At 67.5% G+C, this 25,680-nt stretch carries 29 protein-coding genes, 1 tRNA gene and 1 pseudogene; 12 read left to right on the top strand and 19 right to left on the bottom strand.

The genetic code is table 11. From position 1 onward, the window contains the following. Nucleotides 1-343: 343 nt before the first annotated feature. Together hemB and A6E15_RS15900 are read right to left on the bottom strand one after the other, a co-directional pair. Nucleotides 344-1,354: a porphobilinogen synthase gene (hemB, locus tag A6E15_RS15905; protein WP_076147624.1), complete on the bottom strand. Its 1,011-nt coding sequence runs from the start codon at nt 1,352-1,354 to the stop codon at nt 344-346. Nucleotides 1,355-1,406: 52 nt separating this feature from the next. Further along, entirely contained in the window at nt 1,407-3,026 is a 1,620-nt protein-coding gene (locus A6E15_RS15900; RefSeq protein WP_076147622.1) for a succinic semialdehyde dehydrogenase, read from the bottom strand. Here A6E15_RS15900 and A6E15_RS21810 point away from each other — a divergent pair. The 3 genes and pseudogenes from A6E15_RS21810 to A6E15_RS15890 form a co-directional block, all read left to right on the top strand. Then, nucleotides 2,995-3,252 (top strand): annotated as a pseudogene (locus tag A6E15_RS21810) (hypothetical protein); the annotation flags it as partial. The gene A6E15_RS15900 and the pseudogene A6E15_RS21810 overlap by 32 nt on opposite strands. A gap of 363 nt (nt 3,253-3,615) precedes the next feature. Next, nucleotides 3,616-3,792, top strand: coding sequence for a hypothetical protein (locus A6E15_RS21805; RefSeq protein WP_338141489.1), 177 nt, complete (start codon nt 3,616-3,618; stop codon nt 3,790-3,792). Nucleotides 3,793-3,879: 87 nt separating this feature from the next. Beyond that, the gene (locus A6E15_RS15890) at nt 3,880-4,203 is read left to right on the top strand and encodes a 4Fe-4S dicluster domain-containing protein (protein ID WP_066299161.1); all 324 of its coding nucleotides are present in this window, start codon (nt 3,880-3,882) and stop codon (nt 4,201-4,203) included. Here the strand turns inward: A6E15_RS15890 and A6E15_RS21090 are convergent, their stop codons facing one another. Continuing rightward, on the bottom strand, nt 4,204-4,368 hold the full coding sequence (locus tag A6E15_RS21090; protein ID WP_006183007.1) for a DUF6757 family protein: 165 nt from the start codon (nt 4,366-4,368) through the stop codon (nt 4,204-4,206). Nucleotides 4,369-4,424: 56 nt separating this feature from the next. Next, nucleotides 4,425-5,204 carry a PHP domain-containing protein gene (locus tag A6E15_RS15885; RefSeq protein ID WP_076147620.1) on the bottom strand — a complete coding sequence of 260 codons (780 nt, stop codon included), beginning with the start codon at nt 5,202-5,204 and terminating at the stop codon, nt 4,425-4,427. Nucleotides 5,205-5,363: 159 nt separating this feature from the next. On the opposite strand from A6E15_RS15885, the gene A6E15_RS15880 reads away from it, so the two are divergent. Beyond that, entirely contained in the window at nt 5,364-5,651 is a 288-nt protein-coding gene (locus A6E15_RS15880) for a DUF5789 family protein (protein WP_076147618.1), read from the top strand. A 330-nt stretch (nt 5,652-5,981) separates the two neighbouring features. Here A6E15_RS15880 and A6E15_RS15875 read toward each other — a convergent pair whose 3' ends face one another. Together A6E15_RS15875 and A6E15_RS15870 are read right to left on the bottom strand one after the other, a co-directional pair. Beyond that, nucleotides 5,982-7,043: a zinc-dependent alcohol dehydrogenase family protein gene (locus tag A6E15_RS15875; RefSeq protein ID WP_076147616.1), complete on the bottom strand. Its 1,062-nt coding sequence runs from the start codon at nt 7,041-7,043 to the stop codon at nt 5,982-5,984. A 100-nt stretch (nt 7,044-7,143) separates the two neighbouring features. After that, a complete protein-coding gene (locus tag A6E15_RS15870; protein WP_076148401.1) occupies nt 7,144-8,151 on the bottom strand; it encodes a DUF5784 family protein in 1,008 nt (335 codons plus the stop codon). A gap of 136 nt (nt 8,152-8,287) precedes the next feature. Here A6E15_RS15870 and A6E15_RS20490 point away from each other — a divergent pair, with 136 nt between their 5' ends. After that, the gene (locus tag A6E15_RS20490) at nt 8,288-8,461 is read left to right on the top strand and encodes a DUF5786 family protein (RefSeq protein ID WP_006183001.1); all 174 of its coding nucleotides are present in this window, start codon (nt 8,288-8,290) and stop codon (nt 8,459-8,461) included. Nucleotides 8,462-8,537: 76 nt separating this feature from the next. Here A6E15_RS20490 and A6E15_RS15865 read toward each other — a convergent pair whose 3' ends face one another. Continuing rightward, nucleotides 8,538-9,530 (bottom strand): YkgJ family cysteine cluster protein, encoded by a 993-nt coding sequence (locus A6E15_RS15865; protein ID WP_076147615.1) that lies wholly within the window; start codon nt 9,528-9,530, stop codon nt 8,538-8,540. 115 nt (nt 9,531-9,645) lie between these two features. On the opposite strand from A6E15_RS15865, the gene A6E15_RS15860 reads away from it, so the two are divergent. After that, nucleotides 9,646-9,891 carry a DUF7561 family protein gene (locus tag A6E15_RS15860; protein ID WP_076147613.1) on the top strand — a complete coding sequence of 82 codons (246 nt, stop codon included), beginning with the start codon at nt 9,646-9,648 and terminating at the stop codon, nt 9,889-9,891. Nucleotides 9,892-10,040: 149 nt separating this feature from the next. On the opposite strand, the gene A6E15_RS15855 is transcribed toward A6E15_RS15860, so the two are convergent. Beyond that, nucleotides 10,041-10,129, bottom strand: a tRNA-Gly gene (locus tag A6E15_RS15855). A 224-nt stretch (nt 10,130-10,353) separates the two neighbouring features. Between A6E15_RS15855 and A6E15_RS15850 the strand changes: the two genes are divergently transcribed. After that, nucleotides 10,354-12,201 carry a helicase C-terminal domain-containing protein gene (locus A6E15_RS15850; RefSeq protein WP_076147611.1) on the top strand — a complete coding sequence of 616 codons (1,848 nt, stop codon included), beginning with the start codon at nt 10,354-10,356 and terminating at the stop codon, nt 12,199-12,201. A gap of 128 nt (nt 12,202-12,329) precedes the next feature. On the opposite strand, the gene A6E15_RS21215 is transcribed toward A6E15_RS15850, so the two are convergent. The 3 genes from A6E15_RS21215 to A6E15_RS15840 are packed head-to-tail and all read right to left on the bottom strand — an operon-like array spanning nt 12,330 to nt 14,816. Beyond that, nucleotides 12,330-12,452 (bottom strand): surface glycoprotein, encoded by a 123-nt coding sequence (locus A6E15_RS21215; RefSeq protein WP_217693447.1) that lies wholly within the window; start codon nt 12,450-12,452, stop codon nt 12,330-12,332. A 29-nt stretch (nt 12,453-12,481) separates the two neighbouring features. Continuing rightward, a complete protein-coding gene (locus A6E15_RS15845; RefSeq protein ID WP_076147609.1) occupies nt 12,482-13,678 on the bottom strand; it encodes a class I SAM-dependent methyltransferase in 1,197 nt (398 codons plus the stop codon). Continuing rightward, a complete protein-coding gene (locus A6E15_RS15840) occupies nt 13,671-14,816 on the bottom strand; it encodes a 60S ribosomal export protein NMD3 (protein ID WP_076147607.1) in 1,146 nt (381 codons plus the stop codon). The genes A6E15_RS15845 and A6E15_RS15840 overlap by 8 nt, the downstream gene beginning before the upstream one ends. 317 nt (nt 14,817-15,133) lie before the next feature. Here A6E15_RS15840 and htpX point away from each other — a divergent pair, with 317 nt between their 5' ends. The 4 genes from htpX (at nt 15,134) to radA (ending at nt 19,308) form a co-directional block, all read left to right on the top strand. Next, the gene (gene htpX, locus A6E15_RS15835) at nt 15,134-16,027 is read left to right on the top strand and encodes a zinc metalloprotease HtpX (protein WP_076148400.1); all 894 of its coding nucleotides are present in this window, start codon (nt 15,134-15,136) and stop codon (nt 16,025-16,027) included. Between the two features lie 24 nt (nt 16,028-16,051). Further along, the gene (pspAB, locus tag A6E15_RS15830; protein WP_066299197.1) at nt 16,052-16,657 is read left to right on the top strand and encodes a PspA-associated protein PspAB; all 606 of its coding nucleotides are present in this window, start codon (nt 16,052-16,054) and stop codon (nt 16,655-16,657) included. A gap of 271 nt (nt 16,658-16,928) precedes the next feature. Further along, nucleotides 16,929-18,131 (top strand): outer membrane protein assembly factor BamB family protein, encoded by a 1,203-nt coding sequence (locus A6E15_RS15825; protein WP_076147605.1) that lies wholly within the window; start codon nt 16,929-16,931, stop codon nt 18,129-18,131. Nucleotides 18,132-18,276: 145 nt separating this feature from the next. Beyond that, a complete protein-coding gene (radA, locus tag A6E15_RS15820; protein ID WP_076147604.1) occupies nt 18,277-19,308 on the top strand; it encodes a DNA repair and recombination protein RadA in 1,032 nt (343 codons plus the stop codon). 262 nt (nt 19,309-19,570) lie between these two features. On the opposite strand, the gene sufU is transcribed toward radA, so the two are convergent. From sufU to A6E15_RS15805, 3 genes are all read right to left on the bottom strand, one after another. Then, nucleotides 19,571-19,993: a Fe-S cluster assembly sulfur transfer protein SufU gene (gene sufU / locus A6E15_RS15815; protein ID WP_076147603.1), complete on the bottom strand. Its 423-nt coding sequence runs from the start codon at nt 19,991-19,993 to the stop codon at nt 19,571-19,573. 124 nt (nt 19,994-20,117) lie between these two features. Beyond that, entirely contained in the window at nt 20,118-20,750 is a 633-nt protein-coding gene (locus tag A6E15_RS15810) for an HD domain-containing protein (protein WP_076147601.1), read from the bottom strand. Between the two features lie 133 nt (nt 20,751-20,883). Beyond that, nucleotides 20,884-21,351 carry a response regulator gene (locus tag A6E15_RS15805; protein ID WP_076147600.1) on the bottom strand — a complete coding sequence of 156 codons (468 nt, stop codon included), beginning with the start codon at nt 21,349-21,351 and terminating at the stop codon, nt 20,884-20,886. 371 nt (nt 21,352-21,722) lie between these two features. Here A6E15_RS15805 and A6E15_RS15800 point away from each other — a divergent pair, with 371 nt between their 5' ends. After that, nucleotides 21,723-21,926 carry a hypothetical protein gene (locus A6E15_RS15800; protein WP_076148398.1) on the top strand — a complete coding sequence of 68 codons (204 nt, stop codon included), beginning with the start codon at nt 21,723-21,725 and terminating at the stop codon, nt 21,924-21,926. 127 nt (nt 21,927-22,053) lie between these two features. Here A6E15_RS15800 and A6E15_RS15795 read toward each other — a convergent pair whose 3' ends face one another. From A6E15_RS15795 to A6E15_RS15775, 5 genes are all read right to left on the bottom strand, one after another. After that, nucleotides 22,054-23,343 carry an aminotransferase class V-fold PLP-dependent enzyme gene (locus tag A6E15_RS15795; RefSeq protein WP_076147598.1) on the bottom strand — a complete coding sequence of 430 codons (1,290 nt, stop codon included), beginning with the start codon at nt 23,341-23,343 and terminating at the stop codon, nt 22,054-22,056. 373 nt (nt 23,344-23,716) lie between these two features. Then, nucleotides 23,717-24,568: a sensor domain-containing protein gene (locus A6E15_RS15790; RefSeq protein WP_076147597.1), complete on the bottom strand. Its 852-nt coding sequence runs from the start codon at nt 24,566-24,568 to the stop codon at nt 23,717-23,719. Nucleotides 24,569-24,579: 11 nt separating this feature from the next. After that, nucleotides 24,580-24,915, bottom strand: coding sequence for a DUF7521 family protein (locus tag A6E15_RS15785; RefSeq protein ID WP_076147595.1), 336 nt, complete (start codon nt 24,913-24,915; stop codon nt 24,580-24,582). Between the two features lie 43 nt (nt 24,916-24,958). Beyond that, nucleotides 24,959-25,282, bottom strand: a complete 324-nt coding sequence (locus A6E15_RS15780) for a hypothetical protein (protein WP_076147593.1) — start codon at nt 25,280-25,282, stop codon at nt 24,959-24,961. Between the two features lie 5 nt (nt 25,283-25,287). Then, entirely contained in the window at nt 25,288-25,629 is a 342-nt protein-coding gene (locus tag A6E15_RS15775; RefSeq protein ID WP_076147591.1) for an ArsR/SmtB family transcription factor, read from the bottom strand. Nucleotides 25,630-25,680: the final 51 nt, after the last annotated feature.

Here is a 25,680-nt window from a genome sequence, read left to right as displayed (position 1 = left end):
TAAAATTGTGGGTGTAATAGGCCCATCCGCTCAAAGCTAAAGCAGATTTAATGTGTATAAGGGCGTCAGAAATCACGTCCTTTTCGACTGACGGTTATATTTTGTTCGTTTGTAAACCTCGGACACACGGTAAATCCGCTCGACATCGCGAGAATTACCGGTTATCGACGACCGAACGGGGCGTATCAGTGCGACTACGCTCGCGCGCGGCAGATATTGCCACCCCGGCCCGCGGATCGGATTCGATATTGACGTTCGTCTAATCGAGCGTCCTGCAGGAGAGAACGTGGTCGATTCGTTCGCCCGACACCGTACTGAACACGTGCCCAGCGGCGCGGCTGAGCTACAGCCGCTTCGCGACGTCCTCGGCGAAGTAGGTCAGAATCAGGTCCGCGCCGGCCCGCTTGATCGACAGCAGCGACTCCGTCGCGACCGCCTCGAGGTCGAGCCAGCCCTTCTCGGCGGCGGCGTGCAGCATGGCGTACTCGCCGGAGACGTTGTAGGCGGCGACGGGGTGGTCGAACTCCCGGCGGACGGCACTGACGATATCGAGGTAGGGCAGCGCGGGTTTGACCATCATCACGTCCGCGCCCTGCTCGGCGTCCAGTCGGACCTCCCGCATCGCTTCGCGGGCGTTGGCCGGATCCATCTGGTAGTGCCGGCGGTTCCCGAAGGCGGGCGCGCCGTCGGCGGCGTCCCGGAACGGCCCGTAGAAGGCGCTCTCGTACTTGGCCGCGTAGCTCATGATCGGGACGTTTGCGAACCCCTCGCGGTCGAGCGCCGACCGGATTGCCCCGACCATCCCGTCCATCATTCCGCTGGGGGCGACCATGTCCGCGCCCGCACGGGCGTGAGAGACGGCGATCTTCTCCAGGGCTGCGAGCGTCGCGTCGTTGTCGACGGTCATCGTCGGCTCGCAGGCCGGCCCCGCCTCGACGGCGTCCTCGCTGCGCAATTCTTCCTCGAGCGGCCCGCAGTGGCCGTGGTCGGTGTACTCGCAGAGACAGGCGTCCGTGATGACGTAGGCGTCGGTCTCGCTCGTGATCCGGCCCAATGCCTCCTGGACGACGCCGTCCTCGGCCCAGGCGCGGGTCCCCTCGGGGTCTTTCGATTCCGGGATCCCGAACAGCATGACGGCCTCGACGCCCGTCTCGAGGACTTCCTCGACGCGGGCGACCGACTCCGCGATCGGGACCCGCTCGTGGCCGGGCATCGACTCGATCGGCCGGCGCTCGTCGGTCGTCGCGTCGACGAACACCGGGGCGATCAGGTCCGAGGGCTCGAGGCTCGTCTCGCTGACGAGCCCGCGAACCCGGTCCTGTCGGAGTCGCCGGGGGCGATGGGTGAGGTCCATACCCGAGTATTCGAGGGAAGCCGCAAAAGCGACTCGTTCCCGGACTCGGTCGTCAGAAGCCCGCGTCCCGGAGTCGTCGCTTGATGCCCGCGACCGTCGGGAGCCGCCGTTGCAGGCGCGCCAGCGCGAACATCCCGCGAGCGTACCACGCGGTCGGCACCCCCGGCGGGACGTCGAGCGGCCCGGCTCGGGAGGTGGCGATCGTCCGGGACTCGAGGTAGCGCTCGATCCCCTCGGGGCCGTGGCGACGGCCGAGTCCGGAGTCGCCGAAGCCGCCCATCGGCGCGTCGACGGCCGCCCAGCCGGAGACGTAAGCGTCGTTGACGCAGACGGTGCCACAGTCGATCTCGCGGGCGACGGCGACGCCGCGCTCGCGGTCGCCGGTCCAGACGCTCGCGTTCAGGCCGTACTCGGAGTCGTTGGCCCGCCGAATGGCGGTCGCGACGTCCGGGACCGATTCGACCGACACGACCGGGCCGAACGTCTCCTCGCAGGCGGCCGTCGCCTCGGGCTCGAGGTCGGTCAGGATCGTCGGCTCGTAGCAGAACGGCCCCGCGTCGGGCCGGCGCTCGCCGCCGGTACGTACCGTCGCCCCTCGCTTGCGTGCGTCCTCGACGTGACGTTCGACGCGCGCTAACTGGTCGCCGTCGATCAGCGAGCCCACGTCGTCCGCGAAGTCGAACCCGGTTCCGAGGGTCAGTTCCCGCGTCGCCGCGACGAAGGCCTCGACGAACTCGTCGTAGACCGAGTCGGCGACGTAGATGCGCTCGGCGGCGAGACACAGCTGGCCGGCGTTCGTGAAACAGGCCTGGACCGCGCCGCGGGCGGCCGTCTCGATATCGGCGTCGTCGAGGACTATCAGGGGATTCTTCCCGCCGAGTTCGAGCGAGCAGCCGATCAGATTGCGGCCCGCCCGTTCGGCGACGAGCCGGCCCGTTTCGGTGCTGCCGGTGAAGGAGACGTAGTCGACGCGGTCGATCAGCGCCGGGCCGACGGTCGCGCCGCGGCCGGTGACGATCTCGAAACAGCCCGCCGGAAGCCCGGCTCGCTCGAGCAGGTCCGCCAGCGCCAATGCGGTGTAGGGCGTCTTCTCGTCGGGTTTGAGGACGACGCTATTGCCCGCGATGAACGCGGGGATGACGTCGGTCAGCGAGAGGGTAAGCGGGTAGTTCCACGGCGAGATCGCGCCGACGACGCCGACGGGCTCGTAGGTCACCCGGGCGGTCGTCGCCGGCGGGATCGCACCGCGTCGCCGCTCTTCGCGGACCGCCGCGTCCCCGCGGTCGGCGTAGTACGAACACGTCAGCGCCACGTCGACGACTTCCTCGACGGCGTGGCGGCGGGATTTGCCGGTCTCGAGTTGCAGGATATCGAGCAGTTCCGCCCGGTGGGTCCGCACGAGGTCGCCGAACCGCTCGATGATCTCGCGGCGCTCGTCGATCGACGTCTCGGCCCACGACGACTGGGCCGAGCGCGCCCGCTCGACGGCCCGCTCGACGTCGGCGTCGGCACAGTCCGGAACCTCACCGATCGCGGTGTCCGTCGCCGGCGCTCGCACCGCGATCGTCTCGCTGCCGTCGGCGTCGACCCGATCGGCCAGCGCCGCGAGTCGGCTCGCGGAGACGCTCGTCGCCGCGAGGATGTTCTCGTGGGATTTGGTCTCGAGTGCCATGAATACTCGTACCGTCTATACCCGTAGTCATACGCCTTTGCCTCACGGCGGGGACTCCCGATCCTCTCGGGCGTCGAAGCGGTACCCGTGTCCCGTTCTATCGTGGCAGTGCGGCCGGCTGTCCCCGCGGGGACGGGCCCGGTGTTTCGTCGCGCTCGTCCGCGTCTCGAAGGGGGTCGCCAAGGTAGTCAGTCGTGTGGCGGACGTTCCCCAGTCGCGGGTGTACGACACGATCGAGCGACTCGAGCGCAAGGGACTGGTCAGCGTCCAGCAGACCGAGCCCCGGCCTGTCGGCGGCTCCCCGAGGACTTCGACCCGCGGATCAATGCCGCCGAGAACGCGCTCGGCCAGCTCGAGGAAGCTGAGGACACCGTTCACTATCTCATCCCGGCCCCCGAGGTCCTCGAATGGGGGGTCTTCGACGTACTCCAGTCGGTGGCCGACAGCGGCGTCAGGGTCGCCGTCGAGGTCCCGGCCGCGGTCGAGCGGGAGCGGTTCGTGGAGGCGGCACCCGACGCGGAAATCGTCGTCGCCAAGGGACCTCCGAACGATCACCAACGGTCATCGGGGGTGGCCGGCACAGCTGCTGTTGGTCGATCAGGAGGCGATCGTCGCCGCCGGTACCAAGGAGAGCGACCGCCCCGCCGTCGTCAACGAGATGGCCGTCTGGACCTGCGGCCGCGATCACGGGTTCGCCGTCTGGATCCGCGAACTGCTCGACGACCGGCTCGCGGAGCGCGACGGGGACCGGTCGACGGACGGCTGAGTCCCGCGACGCTCCTCGAGTCGCCGACTCAGGCGTCGCGTCGAGTACGCAATTTTAAGTGTGCGTCTCGCATTGAATCTGCTAGCAATGGCCATAGATCCGCAGTTCAACGAAAACCGCGAACAGGTCGACGAACACGAGGGCCACGCGGTCTGGGGCCCTGTCGAGGAACCGGAGGAACTCGGCATCCACGGCACCCACGTGGCGGTCGATTTCGACATCTGTCTGGCGGACGGCGCCTGCGTCGAGGACTGTCCGGTCGACGTCTTCGAGTGGGTCGATACGCCGGGACATCCGGAAAGCGAGGAGAAAGCCGATCCGGCCAACGAGGCCCAGTGTATCGATTGCATGCTCTGTGTCGACGTCTGTCCGGTCGACGCCATCGACGTCGACGCCGGACGAACGGCCTGATTACTCGGCGCGATCGACGTCGACCTTCTCCTTGAGGCTCTCGAGCCCGTCGGCTTCGGCGAGTTCCTGGAGGCGCTCGCGGAAGTGCTCCTCGCAGAGGCCGACTTTGAGTCCGTCGGACTCGGCTGCGAAGGCGGCCTCCCGGTCGCAGTAGTGGCAGTTCATACCAGTCCGTTGGGACCACGACGCATTGAACCCTCCGCTAGCGGCCAGCATTTGGGTCAGTCGGCTGGTAGCTCGAGTCGCTCGAACGCCCGTCGCGAGAGGCCCGCGACGCCGAGTCGCCCGTCGTGGGCGTCGCTGCCGCCGGTGGCCAACAGGTCGTGGCGGTCGATCGCCCGTTCGACGGGGTCGCGATCGACGTCGCGGCCGTACGGATACCGCAACTCGACGGCGTCGAGATCGGCCGCCAGCGCGAGCGCGCTTTCGGGGTCGCGATACCGCAACGGATGGGCGAGCGAGACGAGACGACACGACTCGGCCAGCGCCGCCCGCCCGCGCTCGAACGAGGGCACGTCTCGGGGCACGTAACACGGACAATCCGAGCCGATGAGGTGATCGAACGCGTCCTGATAGTCGTACGCGGCCTCGGGATGGGCCTCGATCGCCCGCGCGATGTGGGGCCGCCCGAACCCGCCGTCGACCGTCACGTCCAGCTCGAGCCCCAGCCGGGACTCCACGCAGTCGACGATCGCCCGGCCGCGCTCGATGCGGTTCTCCTGAATCGTCTCGAGAATGGCCTCGAGGTCGCCGCTCGGCTCGAGGCCGTACCCCAGCAGGTCGAGCCGCTGGCCGCCCGGGGTCTCGACGCGAAGCTCGATCCCGTGAACGAGCGTCACGCCGTCGCGTTCGACGACCGGGCCGTCGAACGGCTGGACCCGGTCGTGGTCGGTCACCGCGACCACCTCGACGCCGCCGCGGCGCGCGGCCTCGGGCACCGCCTCGAGGCCGAGGCTCCCGTCCGACCGCGTCGTGTGAACGTGTAAGTCCGCGTAGGGCATACGGTATCCGAACCGGGCCGTTCCTAAAGGCGTTTCTCCGCGCCCGCGTTCGGTTTTCGAAAATCTCTAGGGGTCTACTAGGTGTTCTAGGACTACAGTGCGACTAGAAAACATAGATGGACAATGTTTATAATCATTGTTCACGGAGAACTGGGTGTAATGCTGCGCAATGGCACCGGCGACGTCATCGACGACCACGAGTACCCCGCCACGACCGAGGAACTGATCGAGGAGTACGGGGACCGCACCCTCGAACTCCCCAACGGGACCGAGACGGTCGGCGATGTACTCGCCCGCCTCGAGTCCGAAACCTTCGAAAACTCTGAGGACGCGCGCTTTGCCGTCTACTCCGCCGTCAGCGACAAGGCCGTCGGCCGCGTCGGGTACAGCGACCGCGATCCGACGCCGGTCGGCAGCCCGTACGCGCCCGACGCCGTTTCCTTCTGAACCGAACTTTTTTGGCGGGGTCCTCGCTCACTTTGTTCGCTCGAACCCCGCCAAAAAACTTCGATGAAAAAAGGCCGAGCGCGAGCGGAGCGAGCGCTCGGTACTACTGCTTGTTCCTGACATAGCGGAGGTGCTACTGTTAGCAACCGCGAGCGCCCGTAGGGCGCGAGCGGGCCGACGACTGATGTGGAGCGAACGAAAGCGCGGCGCGAAGCGCCGCGTATAGACGAGCGGCGTAAGCCGCGAGTCAAGTGAGCGGAACGGAAGGAGGAGCGCTTTTATACTAAATTTTGCCGAGGGCGCGGCTTCGCCGCGCCCGCAGAGCAAAATTTAGAAGGTGTCGATCACTGGAATCCCGACGGTTTCGAAGTCCGTCATCGACTCGAGCTTGTCGCTGACGTCCTCGAGGCCGATCGTCTCGGAGACGACTTTCTCGGGCTCGAGCTTGCCGGTCGAGACCATCCGGAAGATCTCGTCGTAGCGGGTCGGTGGCATCCCCAGCGAGCCGATGAACTCGATCTCTTGCATGACCATCGCGTCGGACGGCAGTGAGATCATCCCCTGCTCATCCTGGGTCGTCAGCCCGACCTGAATGTGCTGCCCGCGGGCGTCGAGACTCGAGACGGAGTTCTGGCTGGTCGTCGCGATGCCGAGCGCGTCCATCGAGACGTGAGCGCCGCCGTTCGTAATCGACTGGACTTCGCCGGGGACGTCCTCGGTGTCCTCCGCGTTGATCGTCTCGACCGCGCCGAGGGATTTCGCCTTCTCGAGTTTCTCGTCTTTGAGGTCGACCGCGACGACGTTCGCGCCCAGCGCGTCGGCGATGTGGACCGCCGAGAGGCCGACGCCGCCGCAGCCGTGGACCGAGACCCAGTCGCCCGCGTCGACGTCCGCGCGGTGGGCAAGCGCGTGGAACGAGGTCATGAACCGACAGCCGAGGCCGGCCATATCGACGGACGACACGCCGTCGGGGAGCGTCACGAGGTTGTGGTCGGCGACGGGGACGTGGACCTGTTCGGCGAACGCGCCCTGCGCTTGCTCGATGAACCCGAGCGGCATCACGTTCTCGCAGATATTGGAGTGACCGCGCTGACACCGCGGACAGGTCCCATCGCCGAGGTTGAACGGGACGGCGACGTGGTCGCCCTCCGCGACGGTCTCGACGTCATCACCGACGGCGGCGACGTGGCCGGCCGGCTCGTGGCCGAGGATCTGGCCGGGCTGGGTCTCGAGGCCGAGCCACCCCCAATCGCCCTGCCAGCCGTGCCAGTCGCTCCGGCAGACGCCGCACGCTTCGAGTTCGACGACGGCCCCGTCCGGGGCCGGCTCGGGCGCGTCGACGTCTTCGATCGACAGCGGTTCGCCGTGTTCTTCGAGGACTGCTGCACGCATGTCTGTGACTATCGTTGTCAGTGGACAAATACACCTACCCTTCTCTCAGAACCTGACAATTCACGCGTCCGAACGGTTGGCGACCCCGCTCGAGTCCTGTTCAGTCCAGAAACTCGATCGCGTCGGCCAACTCGAGGGGGACCGCGCCCTTCCGGTAGCCCTCGACGTGGCCGTTCGGACGGGTGCGGTAGACGACCGCGGGCCGGTGGCGCACGTCGGGTTGTTCGCCCCGGACCGCGGCCCACGCGTCGTCGCGGAAGCTCGAGCAGTCGACGAAAAGGGTCGCGCCGCCGCCGTGTTCGGCCAGTTGGCCGCTAGTTTTGGTCTCGGCGGTGTCGCGGACGGCGGCGACGGGGCCGGCCGCGGCGCGGTTGACCGGCGGCTGGGGTCGGGTCACTTCCACGAGGGCGTTCGTCTCGGTGCCTTCGGCCCGGAAATCCAGCGAGTGGCCGGTCGTGACCTCGATCTCCGGGACCACGTCGTAGCCGGCCTCGGTGAGGATCTTCGCGGCGATGAACTCGGCCATCGCGGCGCTCATCCGGACCCGATCGACGTGGTCGCTGGTGCCGAGTTTGCCCGACATGACGTGTCGGTACTCGTCTAGGACGCCCGTCGAGAGGAAGTCCTCGAAGAAACGGGTCGTCTCCCGGCGGCCGGCGTCGGGGAAGCCGGCCGAATGCTCGCGGAAGAACGCGCGGGTCGATTCGCGGCCGTCCTTGGACATGAATACCGGCAGGAAGAACCACGAGAGATGCGGGTAGTCGGCGAGCCAGGGCTCGGCCTCGTGCAGCGTCGCGGTCAACTCCCGCTTGGCCCACCGCGCGACGGGGGAGGGGACCTCGCGCCAGCCGAACTTGTCGGTCTTCCACAGCGCGGACGGCGTCTCGGTGTTGCCCATCCAGTAGGCGCCTCCGTCGGCGCGCGCAAACAGTGCGACGTCGCCGTTTGCCATTTCGAAGCGATGCGTTTGCCAGTCGCCGCCGATCTTGAACCACGGCGAGACCGACTGTGCGCCGATGTTCGACTGCAGCGGCTGGAGAATGTCGTTGTGTACTCGCCCGTCGCTCCACGACTGGGGCGAGTACCGAAAGCGAAGCGGCCGTGCCACGGTCGTTTTTACGAGGCGGGACCGCATATATCGTTCGTTGCGCGTCTCGCCGGCCCGACTACGTTTCACCAGCCCGCTGGGTGTGATAGACCGTTACATTCATACCCGCCACGCGCCTACTATGTGCGTACCTACCATGTCAATGGGTGCCTATGACGAGGACGAACACGAGCGTCGCGAACAGCAAGCCTCGAAGGTGGATACGGATTTCGACGACGAGCGGACCATCTATCACGGCGAAGTCGAGTACGATTCCGGCGATTCCGCCGAGGATCTGCTAGACACCTTCGAGCAGATCAAATCCGAGTAACGACGATCGGTTCGTTTCTCCTTTCTCCGCCCTCGAGCCACTCGAGACGCCCGTTGCCACTCGCAGCGACGGGCCGTCACTCGAGGCCGTCCCAGCCCGGCGTCTCGGGCGCGCCTCGATCGGTCTCGACGGCGTCGGCGACGGCCGGTGATGGCACCGTGCCGTCGGCGTTCCGAAAGCGACGCTGCCAGTCGCGGATCGCCGGTCCGACCCACGAGGGAGCCTCGCCGTCCCCTTCGGAACCCGAATCGCCGTCCGTCTCACCGAGCAGTCGCTCTCTGGCTCGCTCGTAGTGGTGATCGGAGATCGCCAACGTCCCGGGACTCGAGGCGGCGGCGATCGCGACGAGTTCGGCCCGATCCGCCCGAGTGAGGGCCCCCGCGGCGGCCCGGTCGACGATTCCCTCGAGATCGGCGGGCCGAGGGTGACAGAACAGCTTCGCGCCGATCGCCTGCGAGCCCAGCAGCAGCCCCTCGAAGTCGTCGTGGTCGGCCTCGAGCAGCCGCTCGCCCCCGAACGCCGACTCGACGCGCTCGCACTCGGTCGCCGCCTCGAGCGCGAGGTTGTGTTCGGGGTACGCGCCGCACTCGTCGGGGAAGCGCTCGCTCCCGTGGATCCGACACTGCAGCGTCGTCGGATCGAGGAAGACGCAGGCCGGGAGCCAGACCGACTCCGCGAGCCCGAAGGGAGCGACCGGCTTCGGCGGCTTCCGGAGGCCGACGAAGAAGGCCGGCCGACCCGCGACGGCGGCGAGGGAGCGGCCGTCCACGGCGACGCCGTCGTCTTCGCCGCGAGCCTCCCAGAACCGCGGCGTCAGGGCCTCGCCCATTCCCGCCTCGAGGAATCCTCGCACCTCGTCGCGGGTCAGCGGCACGAAATTGGGATCGCCGTCGAGGGGGTCTCGAGACGGCGCTCGCTCGCCGTCGCCATCGCCGAACGGGTCGTGGGTCGGTCCGTGCCGGCGGTCGGTGCCGCCGCCCTCGTCGTCTCGAGTTGCGGCCGCCGTACCCTCGAGCAGCGATCGCCAGTCCATGCAACAGCCGGCACAGCCCTCGCAGTTCACCTCCATGTGCGGCCGTATGTCACCGGCACCCATAACCGCTGTGCGGGCCGTTGCGGGGGTCCGGCTCGGCTGCTGACCGCGGGGGCGAACGACTTTCACCGTCGGGCACCGATGACCGCGTATGTCGAAAGACTCCTGTGACGGCTGTGGCCGCACCGTCACGGTCTCGGGCGGGATCGCCAACATCTGGTCGTTCGGGACCGACGCCGGCACCGTCGGGACCGCGATCACGCTCGAACTCGATGACGGGGGCTCGTACCTGCTGTGTTACCCGTGTCTCGAGGCGTTGCCGGACTATCCGACGGACGAGGACATCGATCGGTTGGAACAAGTCGACGGAGAGACCTCGCGGGTCGGATCGCGGTAGGCCGCCGGCGTCGTCGTCACTGCTCGTCCCGACTCGCCGGCGCAAAAAATACACGGTCGGCGGCCCCGAGAAACGGGGTGGTCCACCGCCTCGCTCGAGCGCGAGTACGGCCGGGCCGGTCGGACCGCCGCGGTCCTCGCGGCCGGAAGCGGAAGGGGTGGGATTCGAACGCCACGAGGCTTGACGCCGCCGCGGAACCAGGTGGCACCGCGGTGCTCTACCGCTGAGCGACCCTTCCGTACCTGAACCGAAGGGCGGATTCCGTATTTGTAATCAGTCGGTTACCGGCCCGGTCGCGAACCGCCGTCGCCGGTAGGTAGCTGCTACCGCTCGGTAGACGGCTGTTTCTGCCGCGCTCGACGGTCGCCGTCGAGCGACCTGACGGCTATCGTCGATCGGCCGTTCGTCGGCGGGCGCGACGCTCCGTAGCCTTTAGGACGCGGCCGCGCCCTGCATCGAACGGTGAATCCCGAGCGGATCTTCGAGGAGTTCCCCGCGCCGAGTTACCGCGGGACGCAGGAACAGGCCCTCCGCGACGTTCGCGACGCCTTCGCGGCCGGTAACGACGTCGTCCTCGTGCGCGCGCCGACCGGGAGCGGTAAGTCCCTCTTGGCCCGCGCCGTCGCCGGTTGTGCGCGCCGCGCGGACGAGGGCGAGCCCAGCGACGCCACCGGGGCCTACTACACGACTCCGCAGGTCTCTCAACTCGACGACGTGGCCGCCGACGACCTGCTGGCCGATCTCAACGTCATCCGCGGGAAGTCAAACTACGCCTGCATCCTGCCCGAGGAACGGGACACGCCGGTCAATCAGGCCCCCTGCGTTCGGGAGCGGGGGTACGACTGCTCGGTCAAACACCGGTGTCCGTACTTCTCCGACCGCGCGATCGCCTCGAACCGGGCGGTTGCGGCGATGACGCTCGCCTATTTCATGCAGACCGCCGGCAGCGAGGTCTTCCGCAAGCGCGACGTCGTGGTCGTCGACGAGGCCCACGGCCTCGCCGAGTGGGCCGAGATGTACGCGACGATCCAACTCGGGCCACGCACCGTCCCGTTCTGGGACGACCTGCGGGTCCCCGAAGTCGACTCCGTCGAGCGCGCCGTCCGCTACGCCGAGAACCTCGCCGGGACCTGCAAGCGCCGCAAAGACGACCTGCTCGCACAGGACTCGCTGTCCCCCGCCGAGGTGCGCGAACGCGACCGCTTGCAGGAACTCATCGGCGACCTCGAGTGGTTCGTTGCCGACTTTCGCGACCCCCAGAGCCCGACGACGTGGCTGGTCGACCAGTCCGAGTCGCGCTCCGGCCGAGGAGACGGCGACGGGGACGACCCGCAGGGCGGTCCCCTGACGATCAAGCCGATGAACCCCGAGAAGTACCTGCAACACACCGTCTGGGACCGGGGCAACAAGTTCGCGCTCCTGTCGGCGACCATTCTGAACAAGGACGCGTTCTGCCGACAGGTCGGCCTCGAGCCCGATCGGGTGGCGCTAGTCGACGTCGAGCACACCTTCCCCGTGGAAAATCGGCCGCTGTACGACGTGACACAGGGGAAGATGACCTACGACGAGCGGTCGGAAACGACGCCGAAGATCGCCCGGACGATCGTCCGGTTGATGCAACGCCACCCCGGCGAGAAGGGGCTGATCCACGCCCACTCCTACGACATTCAGGAGCGACTCGCCGACCTGCTCTCGGACTTCGGCGTCGGCGACCGGATTCGAACCCACGACCGGGACGGCCGCGACGCCGCCCTCGAGGCCTGGAAGGCGGGCGACGACCCCGACGTCTTCCTCTCGGTGAAGATGGAGGAGGCACTCGATCTCAAGGGCGATCTCTGTCGCTGGCAGGTCATCTGCAAGGCCCCCTTCCTCAACACCGGCGACTCGAGGGTCGCCCACCGCTTAGAGGAGGGCCAGTGGGCGTGGTACTACCGGACGACGCTGCGGACGGTCATCCAGGCCTGCGGCCGGGTCGTCCGCGCTCCCGACGACTACGGCGCGACGTATCTGGCCGACTCGAGCCTGCTCGATTGCTTCGAGCGGGCGCGGACGGACATGCCCGACTGGTTCGCCGCCCAAGTCGACCGGATGGAACGGCCGGAACTGCCGGCGTTCGAGCCCCGGGCCGCGCTCGAAGGAACGGACGCGGGCGGTCGTTCCGGCCGCGGGTCCCGAACCGGCTCGCGCACGGCGACGACCGGGTCCGACGCCGACGGGAGCGGCGGGTCCGGACGGTCGACCCGCTCGAGCGGATCGCGACGGTCGACCCGCTCGAGTCCGCTGGCGGACGTCTGGGACACCGACGGGTGAGTGGGGCCGTGTCACGGTCGTCGGTGCAACTGCGGACGATCGCTATCGTAGCCGCCGAAACGATTCACACACTGATCGCAGCGCTGTCGCGCGATCAGGTGTGCAATGCCGTTCAGCGGCTACTATCGTTAGAAGATGGCAGTCGCGCCCCAGGCGACCATCGAGGTCACCATTAGCAGCGCGAAGACGACGGCGATGATCTGATTCTTGTCCATACAGCGATGCAGTCTCCGCTCGAGTATCAATGCCACGACACCCGGTGACCGTCGCGGCGGGCTCCCTACTCGAACCGGGCGTCGACGACGACGTGGGCCACGCCCGCGCTGTGGCTCTTGACCCGTCGCTTCTCGAGGACCTCCAGATCGCGCCCGGCGTCCTCGGCCGCCGCTTCGAGCCGCTCGAGCGGTCGGTCCCACAGCAGCGCTTCCGGGGTCGCCTCGTGGTAGTGGACGACGCCGCCGGGGACCAGTGCCGCGAGGGCGTCCCCGAGGAAGTCGCGGGCCTCGTCGCTTCGCGTGCCGTGGTCCGCGCTCGCGTCCTCGTTGTCGCCGTCGGCGGTTCCGTAGTAGCCCATGACGACCCGGTCGGCCTCGACCTCGCTCGCGAGGTCGCGACAGTCGGTCATGTAGGCGTCGACCCGGTCGCCGACATCGTTGAGGACGGCGTTCTCGAGCAGGTAGCGGAAGGCGGTCGGGTTGATCTCGGTCGCGGTCACCCGCGCGCCGGCCCGAGCCATGGGGAGGGTGAAGTAGCCGATGCCGGCGAACATGTCGAAGACGCGCTCGTTGGCGCTCCCCAGTTCGCCCATTCGGGCGCGCTCGGCCTGGTTGCCGGGCGAGAACATCACCTTCGCGGGGTCGAGCCCGTACCGCGTGCCGTGTTCGGTGTGGACCGTCTCCGTGTCGCGCTCGCCGGCGAGCAGCCGGGTCCGGGGCTCGCGGAACCGGCCGGCCGCGCCGTCGTTCGCGATCCCCTCGTCGGCCAGCACGCTGTCGGCCTCGCCGTGGAGGTCGAGCAGCGCCTCGCCGAGTGCCCGCTCGTCGGGACAGCTCTCGGGCACCGTCACGAGGATCACCGACCCGATCACCGCCCACGAGCCCGGCACCGACTCGCGGTCGCTCTCGCTCCAGCCCCGTTCTGCCAGCAGGTCCTCGAGGTCCGGGCTCCGGGGCTCGGGCTCGAGTTGCCTGACGACCTCGCGGACCCGCGTCTCGGTCGGGGGTTCGGTGACCGGCAGCGCAATCCCGCCGTCGTCGGCTTCGGTCCCGTCGCGTTGCCCGCGCGCCTCGCGCACGCGCCGCGAGTCGTCGTAGACGCCCTCGGCGCGCAGCGACTCGATCGCCGTTTCCGCGCGGGCGGGCTCGACGACCGCGGCCAGCGGGCCGTCGGCCGTCGCCCGCTCGAGGACCTCGTCGGCCGCCGGCTCGAGTTCGGGGTCGGCCTCCGTCGCGTCCGTCTCCGCGTCCTCGTCAGTCATCGCTTTCGGGCAGGACGTGCAGGCCGGCGCGGCTCTTCAACACGGGGACGGTCTCGGCGTCGGGATCGAAGTAGTCCGGCCGAGCGACCGTCGTGGCTCGAAACGTCTCGGGGTCGAGAACCTGCACCGCGTTGTCGTCCTCGACGGTGACGACCGTCGCTTCGGTCGCGTCCTCGAGGTCGCCCAGTTTCCGCGCGTCGGGGGAGGTGCCCTCCTCGTAGCCGGCCTCGTAGCGCTCGCCGGTCGTCACGCGGACGCCCTTGAGGTTGCCGCGGGCGCTGCGGACCAGGACGGGGCCGCCGTCGTCGTCGGCGAGGTCGATCACGTCGCCGGGAGTGTAGGGCGGCAGGCGGACGGCGAAGGTGACCCGGTAGACCTCGTTGCCGTCCTCGTCTTCCGTGACCAGGGTCTCGGCGTCGTTGACGGTGCCGCCGAACTCCTCGATCATCTTGTTCGAGATCTTCTTCCCGATCTTGTTGGTCGAGACCTTGATGTTCAGGCCGTCGTCCACCTCGCCGATCTCGGTGACGAAGGCGTTGCGGTCGCCCGTGGCCTCCATGTCGGCGACGATCTCGTTCGCGATCTCCTTTGCCCGCTCGACTTCCTCGGTCGCCGGAGTCCGGTCCTCGGCGCGGATCTGGACGATGCTGGCGTAGTAGTCGCCGGCGATCCGACCACAGCGGGTACAGGTCTGGCGGGCGATCTTGACCGGCACCGTCACCTCCTCCTCGACCGGCGTCTCGCGGACGACGCCCGTGAAGTACGAGTGCATCCGGATCGTGTTCTGATCGACCTGTTCGGGATCGATCTGCCAGGCGACGTCCTCGACGTCGACGTGGACGCCCAGGGCCTCGCTGACCTCCTCGATGGCGATGTCCGTGTAATCCCGTGCGCCGACGTCGACCCATCGGTTCCCCCGGTGGACCGCGCCACACTGGGCACAGACGCGGACGTCGATCCGGTCCGGCGCGTCGACGAAGTCGAAGTCCTCGAAGTAACAGGAATCACAGAGTTCGACCTCGGCGCCGGGCCGAAGCGGGTCGTTCGCCTGCCCCTCCGGACCGCCGTCCGCGTCGCTCGCCGATCGCTCGGGAACTGGGTCCCCACACCGGGGACAGAACGCGCGCGACTCACTCATTGGCCCCGTTTGGAACCTCGCGGAGTTAAGCGACCCGTTCTCTCGACTCGAGGCCACGACGGGGCGCCCGCTGCGTTTGCCGTGCCGGATCCGCGACCGGTTCCGCCCCGTGACACTCGAGTCCGGCGACATGAAACGGCAGAAAATAAGATGCGTGTTATATTGTCGCCGACACGATCGCGTCAGACGTGACTGCGTCACAGGGTCTCCATCCGAAACGAAGGGGTTCGTTCGCGGACGGAGAAATGTACGAGTACACACAGCTCGTGTGGGTCGAATCGGCGACACTTATTCCGTCGCGGTCCGTAGGGACGGCTATGAACTGGCAGGCGGACTGGGGGCTGCGACTCCGGATGTTCGTGACGATGTTTCTGCTCTTTGCGCTGTATATCGTCTTCGCGGCCGTGATCACCACCTACGTCGGCGGCGGCTTACTGGTTTTCGGGCTGTTGTTCGGCGGCTTCTCGCTCGTTCAGTACTACTTCAGCGACACGCTGACCCTGCGGAGCATGGGTGCGAAGACGGTGTCGGCCGACGAGTACCCGCAACTGCACGCCTCGATCGAACGGCTCTCCCAGCAGGCCGACCTCCCGAAACCGAAGGTGGCGGTTGTCGACTCGAACACGCCCAACGCCTTCGCGACCGGCCGCAACCAGAAAAACGCCGCCGTCTGCGTGACGACGGGAATCATGAACACGCTCGAGCAGGACGAACTCGACGGCGTGCTGGCCCACGAACTCGCTCACGTCAAGAACCGCGACATGATGGTGATGACCATCGCCTCCTTCCTCTCGACGATCGCGTTCATGATGGTCCGCTGGGGGGCCTTCTTCGGCGGCGGCCACAGCCGCGGCGGCGGTCGCCAGGGCGGTGGTGGCGGCATCGTCGTCGCCATCCTCGTCTCGCTGGTCGTCTGGATCATCAGCTACCTGCTCATCCGGGCGCTCTCGCGCTATCGCGAGTACGCCGCCGACCGCGGCGCGGCCGCGATCACCGGCAACCCCTCGGCGCTCGCCTCCGCGCTGCTGAAGATCTCCGGCGAGATGGACAAGGTCCCGAAAGACGACCTGCGCGAGGAGGCCGAGATGAACGCCTTCTTCATCATCCCGATCAAGTCCGGCGTCGTCGGCCGGCTGTTCTCGACGCACCCGCCGACCGAGAAGCGCGTCGAGCAACTGCGCGACCTCGAGCGCGAAATGCAATCGTTCTAAGGAACCGCGCCCGTCACTCGAGGTATGGGACTGCTGGACGGACTGCGGGCCATCCTCGGGTCGCGGGCCGAGACCGACGCCGGCCGCGACGCCGACCCCGACGACCTCTTCGGGATGAGTACCGCCTACCTCACGATGCAGGCCGATCTGGGCTACGAGTCGCTCGACGTGGGGGCCCTCTGTTTCTCCGGCGTCGACTCGGCGGCTTTCCGCGACGCCGTCGACGAGGTCGAGGCGATCCTCGAGGCCGGCCGCGAGGAGACCGGCACCGCCTTCTCGGTCACCAGTGACGACCACGGCTATCACTGGGTCGTCCTCGCGGACGACGACCCCGAGGACCTGATCACGAGCATGCACTTCGCGGCGGACACGTTCATCGAACACGGCTACGGCTCGCGGCTGCTGGCGGCCGTGTTCGCCTACGAGAATCGCGACGGACCGGCGTACTGGATCTACTCCTTCCGCCGGGGCCGCTTCTACCCCTTCGTGCCCCGGTCGGGCCGGGAACGGGACTCGAGCGCGGAGTTCACTCTCGAGTCGGCCTTGGACGGCGAACTCGAGATCGAGCGCGAGAAAGAGTACTGGTACCCGCTCTGGCCCAGCGAGGGCGGAACCCACCCCTGGGAGTAGCGGCGTCTTCGAACGGGTCGAACCCGCCGTTGCCCGACGAGGGGATCACGTCGTCGGGGTTTCCCTCGCGGATCGACCGACTTCCAAATCGTGTAGGAGTCAGTGGTATGCCTGCGCCCCGTCTAGGAGGAGGTACGCGGCAGGAAGCCACATCATCATCACAACTGCGCCATACACCAGTTGCAATCTTTTCCTGCCGCTCGCTCCGTTCGATGAGCGACGGCAGCGGCTCCACCCACTGTTATGACGGTTCGCTCGGTAGCCGGGGACAGTGACCGAGTGGAACCAGTTCAAGGGCGATCCGCACAACTCCGGGTGTCGGCGAGAGATCGACGGGCCCACCCGCGTGACCGAGGGCTGGACGGCCAACCTCGTCGGACCGCCGGGATCGCCGGTCTGTGACCGCGATACCGTCTACGTCGGCACGGAACGGGGCAACTGCTACGCCCTCGAGCGGGCGACGGGCCGTCGACGGTGGGTCTTCGAGACGACGGCCGCGACCGACGCCGCGCCGCTCGTGACCCGGGACCGGCTGTTTCTGGGGACCGCCGACGGCACGGTTCGTGCGCTCGACCCCGGCACCGGCGAGCAGCAGTGGGAAGTCGGCCTCCCGGACGACCTCGCGGCCGCCCCCGCGCTCGCGTCCGGCCGGCTCTACGTCGGCCACGCGGACGGGCTGACCGCGCTCGAGCCCGAGACGGGGACCGAACTGTGGACCCACGAGACCGAATCGGCCGTCGTCGGCGCGCCGGCGGTCGCCGACGGCCGCGAGGGGCAGCATCGTCGCTCGGCCCTCGAGCAGGACGGGTCGTCGGAGTCCCTCGGCGGGACCGATCCACGCCCGCTCGAGACGGGCCGACCCGACGCTACCGACGGGGAGTGGACCGGCGAGCGGATCTTCGCCGGCACCGAGTACGGGGCCGTCGTCGCCCTCGAGGCCGAGACGGGCGAGGAGGCCTGGACCGCGCCGGTCGACGGCGCGATCGAGGCGGGCCCGACCGTCGGCGACGGCCGGGTCTACGTCGCCGACGACGAGGGGACGATGATCGCGATGGACGCCGGCACCGGCCAGTCGTGGTTCACCTACGAGATCCGCGACGCCTTCACCACGTCCGCGACCGTCCTTCCGGCCGCGGAGACGACCTTCGTCGGGGCCGCGGACGGCTACTGCCACGTCACCGACACGACCGTCGGCCGGCGGAAACTGCGGGGCTGGCTGTTCTCCCGCAAGGGGATCGAACTCGACGGCCCGATCCGGTCGTGCCCGGTCGTCGCCGGCGACGTCGTCTGCGTCGGCGACGCAAGCGGCTCGATATACGGGATCGACGCCGCCGACGACTGCGACCTCGCGTGGCACGTCGCCCTCGAGGACGGCGTGATCGGCACGCCCGCGATCGGTGACGGCCGACTGTTCGTCGGCTGCGAGGACGAGCGGCTCCACTGCCTCGAGTGGGGCGACGGACCGCGACGCTGAGCGCCGCCTGGTGGTCCCGCCTCGAACGCGCCTTCCGTTCTAAACCCATTGTCGCGTCCCCCAGCGACCCCGACGCCTCCCGCCACTTTCACTTTCACTCTCCTGTTAACGAGGGTTTATGAAGGGGCCGGCACAACGGAGGGGTATGCCCGAAGCAGATCTCGAGGAACTCCCCGGCGTCGGACCGGCGACCGCAGACAAACTCCACGATGCAGGCTTCGACTCCTTCCAGAGTCTGGCCGTCGCCTCGCCGTCGGAACTGTCGAACACGGCCGACGTCGGCGAGTCCACCGCCGCGGACATCGTCAACGCCGCCCGTGACGCCGCCGACGTCGGCGGCTTCGAGACCGGCTCGACCGTACTGGAGCGGCGGAACGAAATCGGCAAGCTGCGCTGGCACATCGACGAGGTCGACGACCTGCTCGGCGGCGGGATCGAGACCCAGTCGATCACCGAAGTCTACGGCGAGTTCGGGGCCGGCAAGTCCCAGGTCACCCACCAGATGGCCGTCAACGTCCAGCTTCCCAAAGAGGTCGGCGGCCTCCACGGCAGCGCCATCTTCGTGGACAGCGAGGACACCTTCCGGCCCGAACGGATCGACGACATGGTCCGGGGTCTGTCCGACGAGGCGATCACCGCGGCGCTCGAGGACCGCGAGATCGAGGGCTCGGCCGACGACGAGGACGCGGTCGATGCGCTCGTCGAGGACGTCCTCGAGAAGATCCACGTCGCGAAGGCGTTCAACTCCAACCACCAGATGCTGCTGGCCGAGAAGGCCAAGGAACTGGCCAGCGAACACGAGGATTCGGAGTATCCGGTTCGCCTGCTCTGTGTCGACTCGCTGACTGCCCACTTCCGCGCGGAGTACGTCGGCCGTGGCGAACTCGCCGACCGACAGCAGAAACTCAACAAGCACCTCCACGACCTCGACAAGGTCGGCAACCTCTACAACGCCGCCGTCATCGTCACGAATCAGGTCGCTTCCAACCCCGACTCGTTCTTCGGCGACCCGACCCAACCGATCGGTGGCAACATCCTCGGCCACAAGTCTACCTTCCGGATTTACCTGCGCAAGTCCAAGGGTGACAAGCGGATCGTCAAACTGGTCGACGCGCCGAACCTCGCCGACGGCGAGGCCGTCATGCGCGTTCAGGACGGCGGCCTGAAGCCGGAGTAACCGACGGGATAACGGAGATCTCGGTCCGGCCGACGAATCGATTTCTCTCCGTTCCCTCGACCCGAATCGAAGCGGCACGCGCCGTTCGAGAGCGAATCGGCTCGAGCGCGATGCTATCGGCCGTCGGTCACAGCTGTGAAACGGGTGCCAGAGCGGAGAAACCGTAACCGGCGGTCGTCCGCATACGGTCCGCTGTAAGTCAGCACCGGCGCAACCGCGACCGCCCTGCGGTTGCACCGGTAAACAGTTATAACAGCCCGTATCAGTCGTCCTCGGTCGTCGTCTTCTCGACGTCGAGTTCGCCCTCGTAGATCTCCGCCCCGTCCTGTGCGACCTTCTCGGCCAGCACGGCGCATTTGACCCGCATCGGCGAAACCTCGACCCCGAGCATGTCGATCACGTCGTCGCGGTCCATCTCCTGGAGTTCCGCCAGCGTCTTGCCGACGAGTTCCCCGGAGAGCATGCTGGCGGAGGCCTGACTGATCGCACAGCCGTCGCCCCGGAAGGCGACCCGCTCGATCGTCTCCCCGTCGTCGGCGAGGTCGACGTCCATGCGGATCTCGTCGCCACACATCGGGTTCTCGCCGACGTGCGTGTACGTGGGATCCTCGAGTTCCCCGTAGTTACGCGGGTTCTTGTAGTGGTCGAGGATCTGCTGTCGGTACATATCGGAGCCCAGTCCCATCGTTGGATACGGATAGGCCAGTGAGTTGTAAAAGGGTTCCGGGGCCGAAACGGCCGGTCGCGTCGGTCTCCGACGGGTTCGGAGGCCGTCAGCCCCTGTCACCCACCTTCGGGACTCGGTCGCGCTACCGCTCGCCCGCCACCTCGTCGTCGAACCGCGCGACGTACTCGCGGACGAACGCCGCCCGGTCGGCGGCGAGGTCCCGACCGACGTCGGTGTACATCCGCGCCGGCAGGTCGAGGATCTTCTTGTGGACGTGGTTGTACTGGGTCGCGCCGGCGTCGGTGTCGTCCTCCTCGACCGACTGGGCGGGGTCGTGGATCGGGTCGCCGATCTCGCCGCCGTAGGCGAACACGCGGGCGATGCCGACCGCGCCGAGCGCGTCGAGGTTGTCCGCGTCCGAGACGAGTTTCGCCTCGAGCGTCGCGGGCTCGACGTCGTTCGAGTAGCGGTGGGCCCGGATGCAGTGCTGGACGCGCTCGATCGTCGCCGCGTCGGCCCCGCAGTCGCCCAGGATTCGTTCGGCCTCCCGCGCACCCCACGTCGCGTGGTCGTCGATCTCGCCGCGATCTTCCTTCGTTCGGCCGACGTCGTGACAGTAGACGGCGAGGCGGACCACCCGCTCGTCGGCGAGCTCGGGGTGGCGCTCGCACAACGTTTCGGCCAGTCGGTCGACCCGCTGGACGTGGTGCCAGTCGTGGGCCGGTGACGCGTCGTCGAAATACGGGCGTGCGCGGTCGCGAACTGCCTCGAGCATCGCCCTCGAGTTCCGCCGGCGACGAAATAAACGCGCCGGCTGCGGTCGTCGTCATACGGACTGTTGTAAGTCGTTTCCGGTGCAACCGCGACCGTCCTGCGGTCGTACCGGTAAATCGGTACAGCAGACCGTCTCAGTCGCGGGTCGCCGACTGCGAGGGCTTCTGGACGATCGCGAACCAGAACTCCTCGATCGACTGGGCGAACTCGACGAAATCCTCGGGCTCGACGGGCTTTTGCAGGTAGGTGTCGGCCTCGAGGCCGTGGGACTGGACGACCTTCTCCCCCGCGTCGGAACTCGTGAGGACGATGACCGGGATCTCGTTCAGGGCCGGATCGTCTTTCAGTTCCGAGAGGATCTCGATCCCGCTCTTGCCGGGCAGTTGTGGCTCGAGCAGGACGATATCGGGCTGAGACCCGTCCGCGTACTCGCCGCGCTGGTGGAGGAATTCGAGCGCCGCCTCGCCGTCGGTCACGGTGTGGATGGTGTTGAGCAACTTCGCGTCCTTGCACTGTTCCTCGAAGAGGCGGCTGTCGCCGGGGTTGGGCTCGACCAGCAGGATGTCTATCTGCTCGTTCGCTCCCTCGTCGTCCGTGGCCATCTGCACTACGTATCGAACGAACGGGTAAAACGTCCGTGTCACTCCGGTTGAACAGTCTCCGCTGTCGCCGTCGTCGAAATCCGACTCGAGCCACGTCGTATTTATTCCCGCTTCCAACAGTAGTTATAAGTCACTCTATGGCGACAATCAGCATGGAAGCCATCTCCAACCGCGCGAGCGGAGGGGGTACGAAATGCCCCGGGTGCGGCAACACCCGAGACTGGCTTCCAATCCCCTAGCCGGGATTTGCAAGCCATGATTGGGTACATTCTACCGGGATATAAACGTCCCGCACGGCAGTGGAATCAACGCCGACGATCAGCAACGGTAGCCGTTCCTCGGACCCGGCTGACTCGGTTCGGGTGGTCGCGATGACCGACGACGACCCGTCGCTCGAGCCGACCGACGTGACGACGACCCCGGTCGACGAGCGGGCCGCCGCGGCCGCACGAGGCCTGCCCGACTGCCCCCGCTGTGGTCGCCCCGTCTGGATCGTGACCGTCTCCGGGCCCGGCGTCGGCACCGCCGCCCCCTGTGGCTGTCCCGTCGTGCCGGGCAGCCTCGAGCGGGAGTAGGGCGGCCGCTCGAGCGGTCGTCCCGTGATTCACTCGACGGTTATCACGGGACGGCACGCGCCGCCCAGAATAGCTCGCTCGCCCGCTCGACGATACCGGTAACGGGGCGATCCGCGGGCGCGATCGCTTACGCGAACAACTCTCGAGCGTCGTCGATCGCCGCGACCAGCTTGTCGACCTCTTCTTTCGTGTTGTAGATGTAGAACGAGGCTCGAGCCGACGCGGCCACCCCCAGCTTGTCGTGCAGCGGCTGGGTACAGTGGTCGCCGGCGCGGATCGCGACCGCGTGATCGTTCATGATCGAGGCCAGGTCGTGAGCGTGGACGCTCTCGAGGTTGAACCCGACGAGGCCGCCGCGTTCGGGGCCGGGTTCGGGGCCGTAGATCTCGATGCCGGGCTCGGCGTCGAGCTGTTCGTAGGCGTAGCGGGCCAGTTCCTCCTCGTGGGCCTCGATGCGCTCCATGCCGATGTCCTCGAGGTAGTCGATGGCGGCCACGAGGCCGACGGCCTCGGCGATCTGTGGCGTGCCGGCCTCGAACTTCCAGGGGAGTTCGTTCCAGGTCGAGTCCTCGAAGGTGACCTTCGTGATCATGTCGCCGCCGTAGAGGTACGGCTGCATCTCCTCGAGGATCTCCCGCTTGCCGTAGAGGGCGCCGATCCCGGTGGGGCCGGCCATTTTGTGACCCGAAAAGGCGTAGAAGTCGGCGTCGATGGCCGCGACGTCGACGGGGCGGTTGGGGACGGCCTGCGCGCCGTCGATGAAAGCCAGCGCGTCGTGGTCGTGGGCGATGTCGACCAGGTCGGTGACGGGGTTGACCGTACCTAGCGTGTTCGAGACGTGGACCGCCGAGACCATCGCGGTGTCGTCGGTGATGATCTCGCTCGCGTGATCCATGTCGAGGCGGCCCTCGTCCGTGACCCGAACGTACTTGACGTCGGCCCCGGTGCGCTTGCCGATCTGTTGCCACGTGACCAGCGAGGCGTGGTGTTCCATCTCGGTGAGGACGATCTCGTCGCCGGCGCCGAGTTCGTTCAGTCCCCACGAGTAGGCGACGAGGTTCTCGGCCTCGGTCGTGTTCTTCGTGAAGACGATCTCCTCGCGGCCGTCGGCACCGATGAAGTCGGCGACGCGGTCGTGGGCCTCCTCGTAGGCGATCGATGCCTCCTGACTGAGGTGGTGGATGCCGCGGTGGACGTTGGCGTTGTACTCCCGGTAGTAGTCGCTCATCGCGTCGACGACCGGGTCCGGCGTCTGGGTCGTCGCCGCGTTGTCGAGATAGACGAGTTGCTCGCCGTTGTCGACGGCTTCGCCGTCTGCTCGTTGCGTCTCCGACGCAACGTTGAACTCCCGCTGAAGGATGGGATACTCCTCCCGGATCGCCCCGACGTCGAGCGCCTCGAGGTTCTGTTGACTCATTGGCGACTAGCAAGGACCGCACACAAAACACTCCTTCGGTCCGGTGGTGGCCGACATCTCCGGAATCCCGTCGAGTCGGCCGCGCTTGCCGGTACGGAGCCGCGATCACCGACCGGGTCGGCTCCGGACGATCGGCGAAAACGGGAGGTGGGTGGGGAGGAAGGGGGTGGGGTGAGGCGTGGTTCGGGGGGTGACGGCAGGGGGGAGGTGGGGTCGGATCTGGTGGGTGCCCTGCCGCAACGGGTAGTTGGTGCGTCTCGGGGATACCGCTACATCCAAACGATTTTGCGACGCCGACGGGTCGGGTGTCGCTCCCGGCCGCGGGTCCACGTGCGTGGAGGCGGGGACGGCGAGCGGACGGCGGCCGCGTGGCTCACTCCGTCGGCGGCTCGCTGAAGATCGACGGCTGCGTGCCGTCCAACAGCAGTTCCGTGTACCGAGCGAACAGCCACGCGACGGCGTTGAACAGGTGGAGGACGACCAGTCCGACGAGGATTCCGACCGCCGAGACGACGAGCGCCGACGGCAGCGAGTCGACGTACACCGACACCAGTTCGCCGTCGGTAATCGACAGCGGAATCGGGGAGGTCAAGTCGACGGTCCAGTCCTCGTGCTGGTAGGTGAGTTCGGGGACGACCTCGATCGGGTCGGCGATGTGGATGCCGACCAGCTGATTTCGGTAGTGAAGCGGCGCGGCGACGAGGGCGTAGGTAAACGCAAACCCCGTGATCACCGCGATAAACGAGAGGAGTCCGAGTACGAACTTGCTGAACAGGTAGCCGATCCCCTTCCACGTCCCCCGATCGAAGACGAGCCGGCGGGCCCGCTCGCGGACGCTGCCGGCCGGCTCGCCGGTTCGGACGTCCGCGCCGAGCAACCGCGTCGCCAGCAGCCGCTCGAGGGCGGTCAGTTCGATCGACGCGAACAGGACGACGGCCACGAGCGGCCCGCCGATACACACCAGGACCAGCAGCAGCGGAATCCCGGCGATAAGGAGCGCGATCGGCTCCGTCGTGGCCATATCGGCGAGCGCGAACCCGAGCCCGATCGGGATCGCCGCGCCGGTCACGAGGACGGTGAAGTAGCCGATCCCGAGCGGGAACGACAGCAGCAGGTACGCGATGTTGGCGTAGGTCCGCTTGCGGGCGACGACGCCGACGAACCGGCGGCTCCAGGCGCGGACGCGGTCGAGTACGGTTCCGACTGTCGTGCGTGTCGAACTCATGAATGTCCGTGTCATGTCGAATCGGGTCTCCTGAACGAGCGAACGATCGCGAGCAGGCCGAACAGGTGCGAGACGGTGACGACGAGCAACACCGTCGCGTCGGTCGCGTCGGTCCCCCAGTCGACCGCGTACGACGAGACGAACGGCACGACCGTCAGGAAGGCGATGCCGACGGCCAGAAACAGCATCGGCCGGCTGTCGTTTCGCGCGTACCCCCGATAGGCCGTCCACGCCACGACCGTTCCGAGCGCGGCGCTTGTCAGCCCCGTCAGGAAGATCGTCGTCGCCTCGTCGAGTCCGAAGACGGTCGTCTCGAGCGCGACCGTCGCCAGTCCGGTTCCGGTCATCGGTCCCACCTCCCGATCGCTCGAGCGGTCCGGACGATGCCGGTCACGGCCGCCCGTAGACGGTATAGAGGATCGCGACCAGTCCCGATATCTCGCTGCTCGTCGCGAGGATGGACGTCGTCACCGCCGAGGCACCGAGCAGCGTCGGTAACAGGAACCGAAGGACCGTCGGCACCGCGGCCAGCAGCGTGATCCCGAGCGCGAGCCACAGCAGGGGCTTCCGGCGGACGTCCCGGTAGCCGTCGTAGGATCGCTTTGCGATCCAACACGCGATCACGAACGCGGTCGCCTGCCCGAGGAAGACGGCGACGGCGATCGCCGTCGTCCCGCCCTCGCTTTCGACCGTTTGCAACAGTGGTCCGAACATTGCGATCACAGATCCTCGAACAGCCGGGTGAACCGGTCGGCGGGGTCCTCGTCGCGGCGATACACGTCCATCTCCATCGAGCCCTCGGCGATCTCGATCGCCACGCGCTCGAGTCGCGTGCTGTAGGTCTTGTAGTGGTGTCCATCGGGATCGAGTTCCTGATACTCGTCGAGGAACCCCTGGTCCGCGAGCCGCTCGATCCGCCGGTAGATCGTCGGCGGCGAGGCGTCACAGCGGTCGGTGAGGCGGTCGACGGACATCGGTTCCTCGCTGGCCGCGATGAGGATCCGACGCGCGTACTCGTCGTCGAGTAAGGCGAGTACTTCCTCGTCCTCATCGTCGGTCATTCGATCGTTCGTATGACAGGACGATATAAAAGACCCCACAGTTTCCGACCG

This window comes from Natrinema saccharevitans, from assembly GCF_001953745.1.
Taxonomy (GTDB): Archaea; Halobacteriota; Halobacteria; order Halobacteriales; family Natrialbaceae; genus Natrinema; species Natrinema saccharevitans.
This window is presented reverse-complemented; position numbering and strand designations above follow the sequence as displayed.